We start from the raw sequence: 15,354 nt of genomic DNA, 5'->3' as shown, positions 1-15,354 counted from the left end.
GTAAGCTCGGCAACATTCATTCTCTCGCCACCGTCCCGCATCCTGAAATCTACTAGGCACAGGAAGAAAAAAACAGAAAATACGCCACCACAGGCGGGGGAATCAAGCTGGCCGACCCATCGTGCTATTGTCAGTCAATCCATATCATCTCTGGAGGGCTGTGCATCAGGAAATTCTGATGAGAAATATTCCAGGCATAGGCGCCAGCAAGACTGAATACCAGCCAGTCACCCGGTGCAAGTGCCGCAACAGGTTGCTGGCGAGCCAGCACATCCTTCGGCGTACACAGTTGCCCCACCATCGTCACCCGCTGGTTTTCGATCACCGCAGGCCGGTGTTCTCGTCTTAACACGGTGACAGGATGATCATGCCCCTGCGCGGCGGGCGTGCGAAAATGATGTGTACCACCATGGCCAATGGCAAACCATTCGCCTAGATTTTTCTTCACATCCAGCACTTCCATCACGTAATAACCACACCCTGCGCTAATATAGCGGCCACACTCAAAACGCAGTGTCAGATGTTGTGCATCGCAGGCAGCAATAGTGTGCGGTAAACGCGCACAAAAAGCAGACCAGTCAAAATGACGCGTCGGATCCTGGTAATTGATGCCGATCCCACCGCCGACATTAACCAGTTGCACCTCAAGCGCAAACTCGCGACACCACGCCTTTACCTGACGCAGATAGCACTGCATTAATGCAAGATGGCGCTCAACATCCAGCTGATGGGACATTAAATGGAAATGGAACCCCTTGAGCTGTAACCAGGAGGAAGCCTTCACGATACGTAAAGCCTGGGGAAGTTCGTCCACATCCAGCCCGAAAGGCGTGGGCTTGCCGCCCATCATCAAGCGCGTCCCCTCAATGCCCGGCAACGGAATGTTCATTCGGAGTAAAATACTTACCATCTGCTGCGTTTGTTGCGCCAACGCCTCCAGCCGGTTTAGCTCAGTAAGACTTTCGACATGAATGGCATCAATCTCATGGCGGACAGCCAGCTCCAGCTCTGAAGTCAGTTTTCCCGGCCCACCAAAAATCAACGGCCGACCCGGAACATGCTGCTTTAACCAGGCTAACTCACCGCCGGAGGCTGCCTCAAATCCATCCACCCACCTATCCAGCGTATTCAGGATGTGCTCGTCAGGATTGGCTTTCGCCGCGTAAAACAGCTCACAACCTTCCGGCAGGGCAGAGCGCATAGCTTGAATATGTGATCGTAGTGAGCCCAAATCATACACATAGCCGCAAAAGGGAACGGTACGGCTTTGCTGTAATTCACGCAGCTTCTGATAAACACGAGGCGTCATTGCCGGCTCCTTATCGGATGGTCCATCAAGGTATAATCAGCTAACTTATCAGCCCGCTGTAATAGCCGGGTACGCAGATTATTTTTCGAAGGGATAGGCGCGCCCGCCAGCATAGCGGCAACTTCTGGTTCCTGTTGCCATGTTTCCAGTTGCGCACTGAGCAAATCCCAGAGCTGTTGTTCAAGCACACGATCGCCGTCTGACAGATGAAAAATGGCCTCGGAAAGATGATTAATGAACAGGCAATAGGCGACGCGGTTCCAGCCTTTTTCCCGGGGATACCAGACCGACTGACGCGCACGCGCAGACATATCGGCCAGTTGGCTCTCCGGCCAGCATTCACTCACCAGTTTGGTGCCTTCCAGATCACGAACCCAAATCTGGGTTGGCAGATGGTTTTCAAATCCAACCAACACATTTTGCAGATGAGGCTCAAAAATAATGCCCTCAGCAAAGAAGGCGTGCAAAACTCCCGGTACTAACCGATCCAGATAGTGCGTCAGCCAGCGCAGACAAGCATCGTGATAAGGCAACTGGTGTTGAGACGCCAGTTGGCCAATCAACCTCCGGGTATGGTTCTCACCAGTCCTGTCAAACGCAAACAGCGCTGCGGCCATCTCCGGCTGGTAGCGTTCAAGCGTTGCTGGCGACAGATTTTCACGATAAAGAATCCCAAAGCACTCCTGAAGATAGCGTATCTCTTGCTGCTCTCCGGGTTTTGCCAGCGCACTGAAATCCAGGCTGCTGGCCGCCGGTTCGCGCATGATGTGAAAACCCGGTGTTTGTACTTCAAGTTTATCGAAATGAGTGGCTAACCGCTTACTGAGCGCAACGGCGCTTTCCAGTTCATACCAGGCGTTTTTACGCACGCAGTTAGTCAGGCGGACATGAATGGAACATTTGAGATACCAGCGCAGTCCTTCGCTATACAGTGTTCGTACCGATGACGTCGGCAGGAATTCCACGCCCCTCTCCCCCAGCGGGGTAATCGCGCCCTGACTAAGTGCGCGCTGATACAGAGGAGAATTGACGATATGGGTCACTTCCCAGGGATGGCAAGGGTAACAATGCGCCTCACCCGCCAACGACGTGAGCATATCGACAACCTCAGCGTTGCCGCCAAGTTGCCAGAAAGCCGGATCGACCTTGAACCAGTAAAGCGCAAACCGCGCCCCCACTTCAGGAGAACACGCCAGTAACGCTTGATGCTCCACGCCACTGCGACTCTTCGGGCTCGGATGCATGGGATGTCCCCACAACAGACTCTGCTCACTGCGGATATACCCCATCATCGCCGGTCTGGCAGGTTTACACTCCAGAAATGCCTGTGTTACCGCGATGCTGTTCTCTATCTGTTCCATCAGTTCCTGATTTACCGGTTGCTGCACCACGGCGGCCATTTCAGTTAACAGTAACGAAATCGCCTCGCGGCAGGTCATCACTCGCCATGGTTTGCCAAACTGCTTGATAAAAGGCGCGCTACCGTAATGCCCACGCCCCAGCAAACTCCAGCGTTCGGCTTTTATTGCCAGCAATTTCTGGCTGGCATGCAACATGATCAGAACGATATCCCCTCGCAGCATTTTACTGCTCAACGCCTGGGGAATATTGCCGTGAGAGGCCAGACACACCTCCCCTTGTGGTTGAGCAAATTCACGAATGTAACAGTTGAGTAGCGCAGTAAGACCAGCGTACTGCGCGGCATCCCGGGCCGGAGACGATGAAACCAGCGCCTGCGCCCCTTTTTCACGAACGGCGAGTAATGTTGACATACTGAGGTTCCTTAAACGGGGAAAGGAGGAAAAGCATCAGTGCCAGGCTTGCAGCGACGGCAGATGCGATATACGGAGTAGCAAAAGACCAGTGAGTACAGAGCCAACCTGCACACAACCCAGCCATCACGCCAGCCCATTTGCCCAGTGCATCCAGACGACCAAACCAGTGTCCGGCATCTGAGCATTGTGTTGCCTGGCTGATAAGTTGATTCATGCCGCTGTATCCCAACAGGATGCCGATCCCCAAAAGCGTACGGGCCGCCAGCAACGCGGGCGCGCTGTCCAGGACGTTATGCCAGATCGCCGATACCACAATCAGCGCATTGCCATACAGGAAATGCCGTGACGAGCTGGGAAAACGCTGCAACAACGGGAGCAACACCAGATAAAGCAGATGTGGCCAGCTGTAAAAGACGCCGATCCACAGCCCTTCGCCCAGCCACATTTTTGCGTAAGGTAAAAAGTAGGGAAAGGTCACCACCATGGTGAAATTAAACAGAAATTGCAGACCAAGCAGAGGAGCAAGGGGAAGCGCGGCGTACGATGCTTCACTCTCGGTTACCGACCGTGATACGGGTACTGTTTCACCCTCTGCAGGCAGAAACAGTGAGAGAACAAATCCACTGAGCGGCAATAGCGCCAGCCATAACCACAAACGCAGTGATAAATCAGGCCACTCCCCCAGTATCCAACCCAGTAGCGGTGGCGCACTAAGCAGAGCCAAACGCGCGGAGAATTGTGTCCAGTTCAGCGCCTTTGCCAATGACTCACCGCGCAGACTGACAGATAAATATCCATTAGCGGCGGCCAGCGTCCCTCCGGCAATACCTTGCAGCAACAGCGCGAAGATTAACCAGGGTAATGACGGTGCCATGCCAGCCATGACAAACGCGCACGTTAAGCCCAGCAGTGCGCGTTGTAGTGACAGTCGGCGGCCGTATTTGTCGGCGAATCGCCCCCACCAGGGGGCAGTTAACGCAGTCATAATCGTGGGCAGGCTAAATAGTCCTCCGATCCACTGACTGTTTTCGCCAATACCAAACGCATGCAACAACCGGGGAAGGAACAGAGGAACCCCCAGCACCGTGAAAGCCGCCAGAAAATGGCAGACCAGCACCACACCTAGCGTGGTTTGCATCACGCCCGCTCCCTGCGCAGGAAGTTAGGCCCACTCAGCCCATAATATTTATTGATATCCGCGGCCCCGGATGTTTGCTTGCTCAATAGGCTGCCACTCAACAACAGATATTTCACTGGCTGATAACGCGACGCAAACAACACCTCGCGAGCCAGACGCGTATCGCACCCGTCCGCGGCCAGACAGTCCAGCGTTTTCCATAACGTATCCTCCAGGGTCCGGTATCCCTGCTCCCGCACCAGAACGCCTTTGGCGGCCAGACTCTCCAGAACAGCGGCAAGATCGAGTTGCAATGTGATAGTGATAAACATTTGCGCCAGCGCCATTTCGTTATCCACACAGATGCGCTCGTCATGCAGTGCGGCAAGAGCGGGTGCCAGATCGGCTCGTGCGGCGGTGAAGCGTTCAGGCCATAGGCGCGCCGCGTCGTTATCCTTCATCACCAGTGACAGCGGTTCTCCGGGTCTGAAGCTGAGAATGGCATTTTGCTGGTTTGATTCCAGCGCGATACCATAGCGCAGCCACAGTGTCAGATGGACATCCGCCATTAACTGACAATACGCCTGCCACCACTGTGTCACGGTCGGCATACCTGACTGGCTCAGCATCAATTCAAGATATGACCGACCATCAGGCAGCGTGCTTCCCAGTGCGGCAACCGGCGCCAGGGTCTCTTTGCTTAACGGTCGGGGGTAGCGCCTGACCAGAAAGGCAAACCATTTTTCGTCGCCAAGATGGCCGCAAAACGACTCATCAACATGGCGAAAACGCCCCTGTAAGCGAGGATCTTGTTGCGCAAGCTGCGGTAGAATTTCGGCGAACCACTGTCCGTCATAGAGTGTGGAAGGCTTAATCAGACGGATATTCTTTTGTCCCAGCGTGCGCATCGCCAGCGGGATTTTGATGTGCGTATCCGGATAATCGGCCAGTTGAACCGTCCGCACAGACAACGTGGGATAGACAGTCAGCCAGGAAAATGGGGCCGCTACCACGCCGTTAGGTAGTGTGGGGCGTTGTTGCCAGGTCAAGGGATGAACCGGCATCAACTCATGACTGTGGCGTAAATTATCTGACAGCCCAACCTGGGTGAAATCAGGCCACCACGGCGGACGACGTTCCGGTCGCGTCAAGGTCAGACTGGCGCAGGGCACGGCCAGCCAGTGTAAGCGGAAAGGCCGACAAAACTCCGGCGCATACTGACGTAACTGTTCAACATCGAAACCGAATTTCGCCCGTGCCGTGGGGTAATAGGGATGATCGAGGTAACTTGCCAGTTGATCGGCATGCAACAAACGCTCTCCCCAGGTCATGTCATGGGGTTTGCGAGCCAGGGCATCATGAAGCGTCTGAAACGCCTCGCGGCATAATTCCCCCTGCTCGCAGGCGGCATCCGCCTCTTCCTGATAGCTGGCATACAGTTGCCGAGTTTCATCCTGATTATCCGGCATCAGCAAAGCCAACCAGGCACCATAACCCTGTTGCGATTGCCAATCGTCCTTGTTGAGAATTTGCCAGTCAGGCGCGACGGCTACCCAGGGTTGCATATAATCACTTTCCCGGACCAGAAGGCGCAGCGGCGCGTTCAGGTGAGCGTTATATAGCCAGTGTTCCCCATTTTCAAGACGCACTTCACCACGACTCAACACGCCGGAGACGTTCTCCCGCAGGCATGCATTGATGATACGTAGTGTGATGTAATCACGTTGATTCATCACGCGATCTCCCAGTGCAGGCTAGCCAGCGCCTTTTGGGTAAGCCTCTGCAACTGGTCAACGTCAGGCGCTTCCAGATACAGCACGCCCAGATAGTCCTTGTTGGAGTGGCTCAGCGCGATAGGCTCGCCCTGCGCTTTCAAACGACGGTAGTGCAGTCCCGGTAACTTCGCCGGCTGAGGGGCCGCAGATAATAGACCGCTGCGCTCGGCCACCAGATAGTGGATCAGTGCCTGTAATTGCGCAGGTTTTATGGTCGGGATCGGTTGACCAAGGTGAAGTTGCAGAATAGGGGTAAACCAACCGCCGGGCAGGATACGATCCAACAAGAACTCCCGCCCGTCGCCGATGCTGCGATAGTTAATTTCAACCAACACCGGGCCGTTTTCCGTCGCGATAAATTCGCTATGACACACGCCGAATCCAACGCCAAACTGGCGTAATTGATCCAGAGCCTGATCACGCCAGCGGACAGTGTGTTCTCCTTCCCAACGTGCCTGCATTTCCACAAAATGCGGCGGAGCGGAAAGTTCGACATCGAAACCACCGAGTGCCACCAGTTCATGACCATCGCCAAACGTTTCCAGAGTAAACAGCGGGCCTTGCAGGAATTGTTCAAGCAACCAAGTCTGACGCAACGGCAACACTGCAAGATGCTGATTAAGCATGTCACAATCCCGGATTAGCGAGACATCCATGGAGGCGACACCCTGGCTGGGTTTTATGACTAATGGCCAAGGCCAGGTGGGATCAGGAGTGTCAGTCGGTAATAGCTGTGCTGACCAGGCGGAGGGCAGTGACAGTGAAGCCAGACGCTGACGCATGCGCCACTTATCTTTTGCGGCATAACAGATCGGCCAGTTTTTAGCCGGCAGGCCAAGCGCGCTGGCCACAATTGCCGTGGACGTCTGAAGGTGATCGCTATTGGAAAACACCGCCGCCGGCGTCATCCCCTCTTCCGTCAACGCATCAAGGATGGCCAACGGATTAAAAACATCACATTCCAGGATCTGCACCTGACCTTCCAGTATCTGGTTATGCGCTCGATACTGATCGGTCACCAGGACGACCGGATATCCCAGTTGTTGCACGGCGGGGATAAAACCTTCGATCACGGCGGCATTGACGACGTGGCTGACTATCAAATAAGGAGATTTACACAGCATGTTGATACCTGTTTGATTGCAGAAAGGGTTAATGGAAGTCAGGAAGACGCTTTAATATCCTGCAAACGCTGTCGCAGAGTACGGAACAAGAATCCCCGATCCTCACCACACAGCCAGAGTTGAATACCAGCTTGCTGCCAAAAATGCTGCTGTTCAGGCGTGCGCGGATTGGCACAAAACGGGATGTCGGCATGTTTGCAGCGCGTGGCTATCTGGCGAATGCTCACCTCTACGTCTGGGTGATGAGGAGTGGGCCCCAGGCCAAGATCGAGCGCAAGATCAAGGGCCCCTTCCATGACCATGCTCACGCCTTCAATAGCAAGAATGTCATCTATCGATTCCACGCCAGCGCGGGATTCAATCATCGGAATGAGCAACACCTGTTCATTGGCTTGCTGGATGTAATCGGGGAGCGACCGTGTGCCGAAACCAGTGACCGTCCCGCCGGTAATACCGCGCCTTCCCCGAGGTGGGAAACAGATGGCATCACGTAAGGCCCGAACCTGTTGCCCTGTTTCCGTGCGGGAGAGAACAATCCCGTGAGCCCCCATATCCAACACTCGCCCAACTTTATCCAGATCGTTTACCGTTAACCGAACCAATGGCGCACAGCCATTGAGTTGCGCTATTTGAATACAGTGTGAAAGCAACGTTTCGTTATGAGGGAGATGTTCCATATCCAGAATGACAAAGTCATACCCGGCGCAGGCAATCATTTCAACCAAAGTGGGATGGGAGACCGAATTCAAAATACCGAAAAGAGGATGCTGTTGTTGCAACCGATCTGAGAGTAAATACAGTGCTGGCATAATGATTTAAATGCTAATGATAATGGTTACCATTAAGAATATCATTAATGAATTGTATCTTTCATGTTTTTTTATTTTAAAATATAAAATAGTTCTCTCATGAATATCTTCATTCTGAACAAATCCTGACTTCTCAGGTGATTCCGTGGGTAGGCCAGGGCGAGGACGGATGAGTGCCGTCATATCCTTCTCTTTATTAACGTAAAAAAGAGTGCGGCCCGCCATCAGGGAAAGGCCTGACTCAGCGATATCTCAGGCCAGCGGCCCACCCAAAACCGTGCCACACAACCCGTCAATAATATGTTCGCCGGTTTCCTGCCGCAGTTCTTCATACCATGCCTGAGTCTGTGGCATCTCTTTGCCGTGGGTGATATCACAGCGTTTACGGGCTTTGAGCACCAAATCCCGTACACGTTCACATCGCTGTTGTTGATAATTCAGCAGGGCTGATTCGATGCGGTCATGAGACGCCAGTACCTGCCCCAGGACGACGGCGTCTTCCATCGCCGCACACCCACCTTGCCCGATATCCGGCGTGGTACTGTGGCCGGCATCCCCCAGCAGCGCAACCCGGCCACGAACCAATTGATTGAAAGGGTCGATATCGTGAATTTCAATCCGATTGGTAGTTTGCTGGTCAATCCGCTCAATCAACTGCTGTACCGGCAGGCACCATCCAGAGAAATAACGTTGCAGATCCTGACGTACACTCTGGCGATCTTCCGCTAACCCTTTTGGTAACGGCACATCAAAAAAGAAGTAAAAGCGGCCATCGGCTACCGGCATCAGCGACACGCGCTTACCCTCCCCCACAAACGTGGTCCACTGGTCGGCGGGAGCAATGGTTTCATCAATCGGCACCAGTCCGTTCCAGTTAACATACCCGGCGTAACGGCGCTCCGGCGTGTACCCCAGCACATAAGGTCGAATGACGGAGTGAGTGCCGTCAGCCGCAATCAGAAAATCACCATGCGCGACACTACCGTCGCTGAAATAAGCGCTGACGCCGCCAGCGTTTTCCTCAATACGGTTGACGCGTTTACCAAACTGCACCGATTTGCGTCCCCAGAAATCCAACATCTGCCCCTGTAATTCCGCCCGGGCCACTGGACAAGGACGTTCTCCCACCCGATTCACCAGTGGCTTCAGACTGAAGCGAGTCATGATCCGTCCTTGTTGGTAATCCTGATACGCGATGTAGTGCATCGGACCGCCACAACGGTCCATGATGTCGCCCATGCCTAAATGGTTCATGCACTTCACACCATTAGGCCAGATGGAAATGGCTGCACCCACCGGTTTAATTTCCGCCACGGCCTCAAAGACATCACAAGCGATCCCAACTTTTTTCAGCGCTACCGCCGCACACAATCCGCCGATACCGGCACCAATCACCAGAGCTTTCATTTATCCCCCATTTGTTGCCGTTTCAAGTACAGCAATTTGTGTGCCAATCCTTTACCCTGACGCACCCGCCACTAAGTTAACTGATCCATCAGCGCACTGGCTGATGCTTATAAATCAATGACTAATCGCGACGAATGACTACGAGAGCAGCACAGCGCAATGTGTTGAGCCGAGCCGGATTTTTCTGCGTCAGATTGCACGGTATCACGGTGATCCGGAGTACCTTCCCTTACGGCGGTCAGGCAGGCGCCACAAATCCCCATTTCGCAGGAAAGCGGCACCGCTACATCATTTTCCAACAACACGGCGGCAATGGTTTTATCTGACGGCACTCGGAATGAACGACCGGAGGATGCCAGCTCAACGGTGAATTCGCTGTCCGTCGCTGTTGCGCTGTCCGCCACAACCGGCGGACAAAACGCCTCATGATGGATCCTATCCTGTGGCCAGTCGTGAGCTTGTGCCTGCTGGATCACCTGCGCCATAAATCCTGACGGGCCACACACATATAAACGCCGATGACTCGCCCCCGCATACAGGCTTTTCGGTAGTGTCTGGCGTGGACTGTGCCCTTCGTTTCCGCACCAAATCTGGCATTCACCATGACGAAAACCTCGCTGTAGACGATCACGAAAAGCAATGGCACGCCGATGTTTAACAAAATAGTGCAATTCGAACGGCGTAGCGGCCTGATCCAGCGACTCCGCCATGGATAACAGCGGAGTAATGCCGATTCCCCCCGCCAGCAACAGATAACGTTTAGCTGGCACCAGGGCAAACTGGTTACGCGGGTAGGACACGCTCAGGTGCTGCCCCACGCGTAATGACTCATGCACATAGCGGGAGGCGCCACGAGAAGCCGCTTCGTACCGGATGCAGAGCAGATAATGGTCGCGATCCGCCGGATCACCGGCCAGCGAGTATGGTCGCTGGATACCATCAGCCAGGTGAACATCAATATGGGCACCCGCTTCAAATGCGGGCAGCGGCTGTTCGTCCGCCGATACCAGCCGCAGCGCCAAATTGCCTTCCCCCTGGCGGAAAAGAGCATCAACCACCACATTCAACATTGGCATACTCCCCTCTTACACCAGAAAAAACGCACCGAAACCCAGTCGTTTTAGACCACGTCGGTAGGCAATTGAGCTGCGATCCGCCGGAATATGCGCTTCCAGTGTCAGGTCGAGCGGAAGATGCTCCGGCCGCTGGCTTTCCACCATCGTTCGGTCCTCCTCAAACACCCGTCGGTTAAAGGCATGAACCTCCTCTACCGGAATATGCAGATCAAAATTGCGGGCTATCGGCACAAACAGACACGTTTTGCGCGCGGATACCGGTGAGGCGGCATTCATGATCACCAGACGCCCTTCATCCGGAAAATGAATGGTCAGTGTGGCGGTAAACGGCAGGTGCATCTCGAAATGGCGCAACCAGGTAAACCCCTCAGGCGTCTGACATCCCGAACCATGAGCAAAGTTGGACATCGAACTCACATAATCGGCATTGAATCCGTAGGGGGTTTCCAGCGTTTGGTAATCCGGCACCTGTTGATTATTCGGATCAGCGAAAGTGTCAGTGTGCACCCAGGCGAAGTGCGCCACATCCAGAAAACCTTCAATCTGGCGTCCGGCAAAACCGGCGATATGAAAAGAGGGACAGACAATCTGTTGAAAGCCGTCATCATCCCAGTGCGGCATCAGCGGTAGGGCCGGCAGAATGCCATCCGGCGGATCCATACACACCCACACCAGGCCATACTGTTCTCGTGCTGCGAAGGTCAGCAGATTCAATTTGGGCGGAATCGGCAGGTCCGGGCTGGCTGGCACCCGATTACAACGTCCGCCCTCTCCAAATCGCAACCCATGGTAAGGACAGACAATCCCCTGCCCGTCAGACGACCCCATACTGAGCGGCACCCCGCGATGCGGACAGATATCCCGTGCCGCCACAATATCGTCCCCGGCACGGTACACCACTAATGGCTCATCCAGCAGCGTGACCGACATAGGCGCTGGACCAACCTCTGCCGCCAGCGCCACCGGATGCCAGTAACGGGCCAGACGATACCAGTCATCAGACGCAAAGGAGCAATTGGCGGGGAGATTCAGCGTTACCTTCATAAACATCACCTTTCACACAGAGACGGATCAGGCTGATATCAACCCGCCATCAGCCAGAACAATAAATGGGTAATGTTATTGTGGATAACAAGAAGTGTTGCAGTCCATAATAGTTTTTTAACATATTCGCTGCAAAAATTCGTACAGGTAAATCTATGGATCCCTTGTCCCGTTTTTCCCATTACTTCATGGCGGTGGCCACTACGGGCAGTTTGCGTAAAGCTGCCGAGGTGCTGCATGTCTCCAGCTCCGCCATCAACCGGCAGATTCTGATGGCAGAAGAGAAGATGGAAACCCCGCTGTTTGAAAGGCTGCCCAGTGGATTGAGACTCACTTCCGCAGGCGAGCTACTCTACAGTGATCTGCATCGCTGGAAAAAAGAGTACGCCCTCACGCGCCAGCGTTTTGACGAATTACAGGGACTCAAGCGCGGCCATGTCTCCGTGGCAATGGTTGCCGCCCTGAGCGAAGGGGTGCTGATCCAGGCACTGGCGGAGATTAGCCGTCAATATCCTCATCTGACGTTTAACCTCCATACCGACGAAAGCTATGCCATCAACAGTCTGGTGGCCGAGTCTGAGGTGGATATCGGTATTCTGCTCGATCCGCTGGAAGGGCAAGGTATCGAGGTACGGGCGTTTACCGAAATCCCCATTGGCGTGGTGATGCGGCCGGAACATCCGCTGGCCAGCCAGACGGATGTCACCCTCAGCCAACTTGTCAGCTACCGCCAGTTACTGCCTGCCGCGCCACTCATGGTGCATGAGCGCATGGAAGGGTTGTACCACCGTCACCATCTCATCCCGGTACAAAATATGGTGTGTAATGACCTGAAAGTGATGAAATCACTGGTATATCAGAATGTCGGGGTAGGCATCCTGAGTCTGCTGGATGTCTATAGTGAAGTCAGAAGTGGCACATTAACATTCGTCCCCTTCAGCCATCGAGCCGTTAGACCCCTGACGCTGGCGCTGTGTGTAGCGCCCAAACGCCAGTTATCGCGGGCGGCTCAGTTAGTGATCAAACACTTTACGCAAGCCATCGATGATATGCATTCAGAGATGGGAAAGGACGCACCATAAAGGCACCCCGCTATCTCACACGATCACATTCTTGTCTCAAGGAACACAACAATGCCAGGTATTCGTCCGAAAAAATCCGGTTTGGGTGACAATCTGTCCGGGTACAACTATCTGACGCTCAATTCGGAAAAAAGCGGCTTTTCAGGTACCCGTCATCCATCTCGATATAAATGGCATGCTAGTTGCAGATCTCTTATTACGAAAAGTCATACCAAAGAATCTATTGTTGCCAGCCGGCAAGGAGAGAAACAATGATTACACTGGAAGCCTTTAACCAGCTCAATATCAGTGAAGCAGTGGCACTACTAGAATCTTGTGTTGCCATTCCCGATTGGGCCAGACAAGTGACCGCCAGGCGACCTTATGGCAACCGTGCCGCCCTACTGGCCACCGGACAGCAGGCAATGACCGGCTGGCAGGAGGAGGAGCTGACACTGGCACTACGCGCTCATCCCCGTATCGGTGAACAGGCTGGTGGTACCCGTCGGCACGCTGATTTTTCCCGGCAGGAACAGGCAGCCATCAGCACCGAAAACCTCTCGCTGGCGGCAGCATTACGGATAGGTAATTCCCGTTATGAAGACACCTTTGGCCGGATATTTCTGATCCGTGCCAACGATCGCAGTGGAGAAGAGATCCTACAGATACTACAGCGTCGGCTACAGAACAGTGAACAGCAGGAAATAGAAGAAACACTGGAGCAATTGCGCCAAATCACGTTACTCAGACTGGAAGGAATCATTCGCGCATGAGCACACTCAGCACCCATATTCTGGATACCACCCAGGGAAAACCCGCAGCGGGAGTGAATATCCTGTTGGAACGGTGGAAAAATGATGAATGGCATAGCGTGGCGCAAGATCAGACCAATGATGACGGCCGCATTGCGGCCTTCACCGCTGATCCGCTATTACCCGGTCGCTACCGTATGACGGCAGACATCGGCCAGTGGTTTGCCGCGGCAGGTCGAGAGGCGTTGTACGTGACGGCACAAATCGACTTTCAGCTGACTGGTGCCGGCCATTATCATCTGCCGTTCCTGATTTCACCTTTTTCCTGGTCCACCTATCGCGGTAGCTGATACCGAGAGAAAAGCATATGCTAAACACCCTGGCGGAAGCGAGATGGACATAAAAAAACGCCGTCAGCATGCCAACGGCGTCGGGTCACCACAATGAGAGGAATAATCCAACGCCGGTCGGTTCGACCACACATTGCGGATACCGAGCAGTATTAGGTTCTGATTAAATGGTCAAAGGCACTCAGCGAGGCTTTGGCCCCCTCACCCGTGGCGATAATAATCTGTTTGTACGGCACGGTAGTACAGTCACCGGCAGCGAAGATCCCTTTCACACTGGTTTCGCATTTGACATCAATCTCGATTTCACCGATGCGGTTACGCGCCACGGTACCGTCCAGCCAGTTGGTGTTGGGTAACAGGCCGATCTGCACGAAGATCCCTTCCAGCGCCAGCTTATGAATACTGCTGCTGACGCGATCCTGATACGCCAGTCCGATGACCTTTTGTCCATCCCCCAGCACTTCAGTCGTCTGCGCATTCATGATGACATCCACATTTGGCAAGCTGCGTAATTTATCCTGTAGCACAGAATCCGCTTTCAGTTCCGGCGCAAACTCCAGTAGCGTCACGTGTTTCACCACCCCCGCCAGATCGATAGCGGCTTCAACGCCGGAGTTACCGCCGCCGATCACGGCCACGTGTTTACCCTTGAACAAAGGGCCATCACAGTGCGGACAGTAGGTTACCCCACGAGTACGATACTGATCTTCACCGGGCACATTCATATTCCGCCAGCGGGCGCCGGTCGCGATGATAATGCTGCGGGATCGCAGTACCGCGCCAGATACGGTTTCAATCTGATGCGGCATGCCGGGTTCACTGGCTGGCACCAGTTTCTGCGCGCTTTGTAGATCAATGATATCCACGTCATAGTCATCGACATGACTTTTCAGCGCAGTGGCCAATTTGGCACCTTCAGTTTTCGGCACCGAGATATAATTTTCAATATCTACGGTATCGAGAATCTGCCCACCAAAACGTTCCCCCATCAGTCCGGTACGGATCCCCTTACGGGCGGCATACACCGCCGCCGCTGCCCCCGCCGGGCCGCTACCGACAACCAACACATCATAAATCGGGCGATTGTTGAGCTTTTCAACCAGTTTATCGCTGGCGCCGGTATCAATCTTGCCGACAATTTCCCCCAAGCTCATGCGTCCCTGACCGAAGTGCTCGCCGTTCAGAAATACCGTGGGCACGCCCATAATATGGCGTTCTTTGATCTCATCCTGGAACACACCGCCATCAATTGCGGTGTGGGTAATATTTGGATTCAGGATGGACATTAAATTCAGTGCCTGCACCACATCAGGACAGTTGTGACAGGTCAGCGAGTAATAGGTTTCGAAATGGAATTTACCGTCCAGATAGCGAATCTGGTCGAGCAGTTCTTGGGTCTCTTTTGACGGATGGCCCCCCGTCTGCAACAGCGCCAACACCAGTGAAGTGAACTCATGCCCCAGCGGGGCACCGGCAAAGCGAGGCCCGGTCGCCAATCCCGGATTGGTGATCAGAAATGAAGGCTTGCGTACCGGCAGTTCATTGTTTTCAAAAAAGCTGACTTTTTCAGATAGTTCGGCAATTTCGATCAGCAGTTGCCGGACTTCAGAAGATTTAACCGAATCATCTAGCGTCGCCACTAGCTCAACCGGTTTGGTTAATTTTTCCAGATAGGCTTTCAGCTGGATCTGCATGTTATTGTCGAGCATAGAGGGTCCCTGGCATTGGCGGAAAAAATCGGGTGCTGGGCACCCG

General features: G+C 53.9%; 14 protein-coding genes. 4 read left to right on the top strand and 10 right to left on the bottom strand.

The genetic code is table 11. The annotated features are described in order from the left end of the window. Positions 1 to 130 precede the first annotated feature (130 nt). The 9 genes from RS889_RS04135 to RS889_RS04095 all read right to left on the bottom strand — a co-directional run bounded on the left by RS889_RS04135 (position 131) and on the right by RS889_RS04095 (position 11,436). The gene (locus RS889_RS04135) at positions 131 to 1,309 is read right to left on the bottom strand and encodes a type III PLP-dependent enzyme (RefSeq protein WP_315709433.1); all 1,179 of its coding nucleotides are present in this window, start codon (positions 1,307 to 1,309) and stop codon (positions 131 to 133) included. Continuing rightward, positions 1,306 to 3,081, bottom strand: a complete 1,776-nt coding sequence (locus RS889_RS04130) for an IucA/IucC family protein (protein WP_315709431.1) — start codon at positions 3,079 to 3,081, stop codon at positions 1,306 to 1,308. The genes RS889_RS04135 and RS889_RS04130 overlap by 4 nt, the downstream gene beginning before the upstream one ends. After that, positions 3,056 to 4,222 (bottom strand): MFS transporter, encoded by a 1,167-nt coding sequence (locus RS889_RS04125; protein WP_315709430.1) that lies wholly within the window; start codon positions 4,220 to 4,222, stop codon positions 3,056 to 3,058. The genes RS889_RS04130 and RS889_RS04125 overlap by 26 nt, the downstream gene beginning before the upstream one ends. Further along, positions 4,222 to 5,934: an IucA/IucC family protein gene (locus RS889_RS04120; RefSeq protein ID WP_315709429.1), complete on the bottom strand. Its 1,713-nt coding sequence runs from the start codon at positions 5,932 to 5,934 to the stop codon at positions 4,222 to 4,224. Before RS889_RS04120 ends, RS889_RS04125 begins: the two co-directional genes overlap by 1 nt. Beyond that, the gene (locus RS889_RS04115; RefSeq protein ID WP_315709428.1) at positions 5,934 to 7,100 is read right to left on the bottom strand and encodes a siderophore biosynthesis protein PvsA; all 1,167 of its coding nucleotides are present in this window, start codon (positions 7,098 to 7,100) and stop codon (positions 5,934 to 5,936) included. Before RS889_RS04115 ends, RS889_RS04120 begins: the two co-directional genes overlap by 1 nt. A 38-nt stretch (positions 7,101 to 7,138) precedes the next feature. Continuing rightward, the gene (locus RS889_RS04110; RefSeq protein WP_315709427.1) at positions 7,139 to 7,909 is read right to left on the bottom strand and encodes an HpcH/HpaI aldolase family protein; all 771 of its coding nucleotides are present in this window, start codon (positions 7,907 to 7,909) and stop codon (positions 7,139 to 7,141) included. A 252-nt stretch (positions 7,910 to 8,161) separates the two neighbouring features. Beyond that, positions 8,162 to 9,316 (bottom strand): FAD-dependent urate hydroxylase HpxO, encoded by a 1,155-nt coding sequence (gene hpxO, locus RS889_RS04105; RefSeq protein ID WP_315709426.1) that lies wholly within the window; start codon positions 9,314 to 9,316, stop codon positions 8,162 to 8,164. A gap of 107 nt (positions 9,317 to 9,423) precedes the next feature. Next, positions 9,424 to 10,392: a PDR/VanB family oxidoreductase gene (locus tag RS889_RS04100; protein WP_315709425.1), complete on the bottom strand. Its 969-nt coding sequence runs from the start codon at positions 10,390 to 10,392 to the stop codon at positions 9,424 to 9,426. Positions 10,393 to 10,401: 9 nt separating this feature from the next. Then, positions 10,402 to 11,436 carry a Rieske 2Fe-2S domain-containing protein gene (locus tag RS889_RS04095; protein WP_315709423.1) on the bottom strand — a complete coding sequence of 345 codons (1,035 nt, stop codon included), beginning with the start codon at positions 11,434 to 11,436 and terminating at the stop codon, positions 10,402 to 10,404. 155 nt (positions 11,437 to 11,591) lie between these two features. Here RS889_RS04095 and RS889_RS04090 point away from each other — a divergent pair, with 155 nt between their 5' ends. Genes RS889_RS04090 through uraH form a run of 4 tightly spaced genes read left to right on the top strand, consistent with a single transcriptional unit; the run spans position 11,592 to position 13,599 of the window. Then, positions 11,592 to 12,518, top strand: coding sequence for a LysR family transcriptional regulator (locus tag RS889_RS04090; RefSeq protein WP_290180456.1), 927 nt, complete (start codon positions 11,592 to 11,594; stop codon positions 12,516 to 12,518). A gap of 51 nt (positions 12,519 to 12,569) precedes the next feature. Continuing rightward, a complete protein-coding gene (locus RS889_RS04085) occupies positions 12,570 to 12,773 on the top strand; it encodes a hypothetical protein (RefSeq protein ID WP_315709421.1) in 204 nt (67 codons plus the stop codon). Continuing rightward, entirely contained in the window at positions 12,770 to 13,270 is a 501-nt protein-coding gene (gene uraD, locus RS889_RS04080) for a 2-oxo-4-hydroxy-4-carboxy-5-ureidoimidazoline decarboxylase (protein WP_315709420.1), read from the top strand. Before RS889_RS04085 ends, uraD begins: the two co-directional genes overlap by 4 nt. Beyond that, the gene (gene uraH, locus RS889_RS04075) at positions 13,267 to 13,599 is read left to right on the top strand and encodes a hydroxyisourate hydrolase (RefSeq protein ID WP_315709419.1); all 333 of its coding nucleotides are present in this window, start codon (positions 13,267 to 13,269) and stop codon (positions 13,597 to 13,599) included. Before uraD ends, uraH begins: the two co-directional genes overlap by 4 nt. 152 nt (positions 13,600 to 13,751) lie before the next feature. Here the strand turns inward: uraH and ahpF are convergent, their stop codons facing one another. Beyond that, positions 13,752 to 15,308, bottom strand: coding sequence for an alkyl hydroperoxide reductase subunit F (gene ahpF, locus RS889_RS04070; protein WP_315709418.1), 1,557 nt, complete (start codon positions 15,306 to 15,308; stop codon positions 13,752 to 13,754). Between the last annotated feature and the right edge of the window lie 46 nt (positions 15,309 to 15,354).

Origin of the sequence: Brenneria uluponensis, from assembly GCF_032395385.1 — a bacterium.
In the GTDB taxonomy this organism is placed as follows: domain Bacteria; phylum Pseudomonadota; class Gammaproteobacteria; order Enterobacterales; family Enterobacteriaceae; genus Prodigiosinella; species Prodigiosinella aquatilis.
Note: the sequence above shows the minus strand (reverse complement) of the source record. Positions and strands in the feature narration are given on the sequence as shown.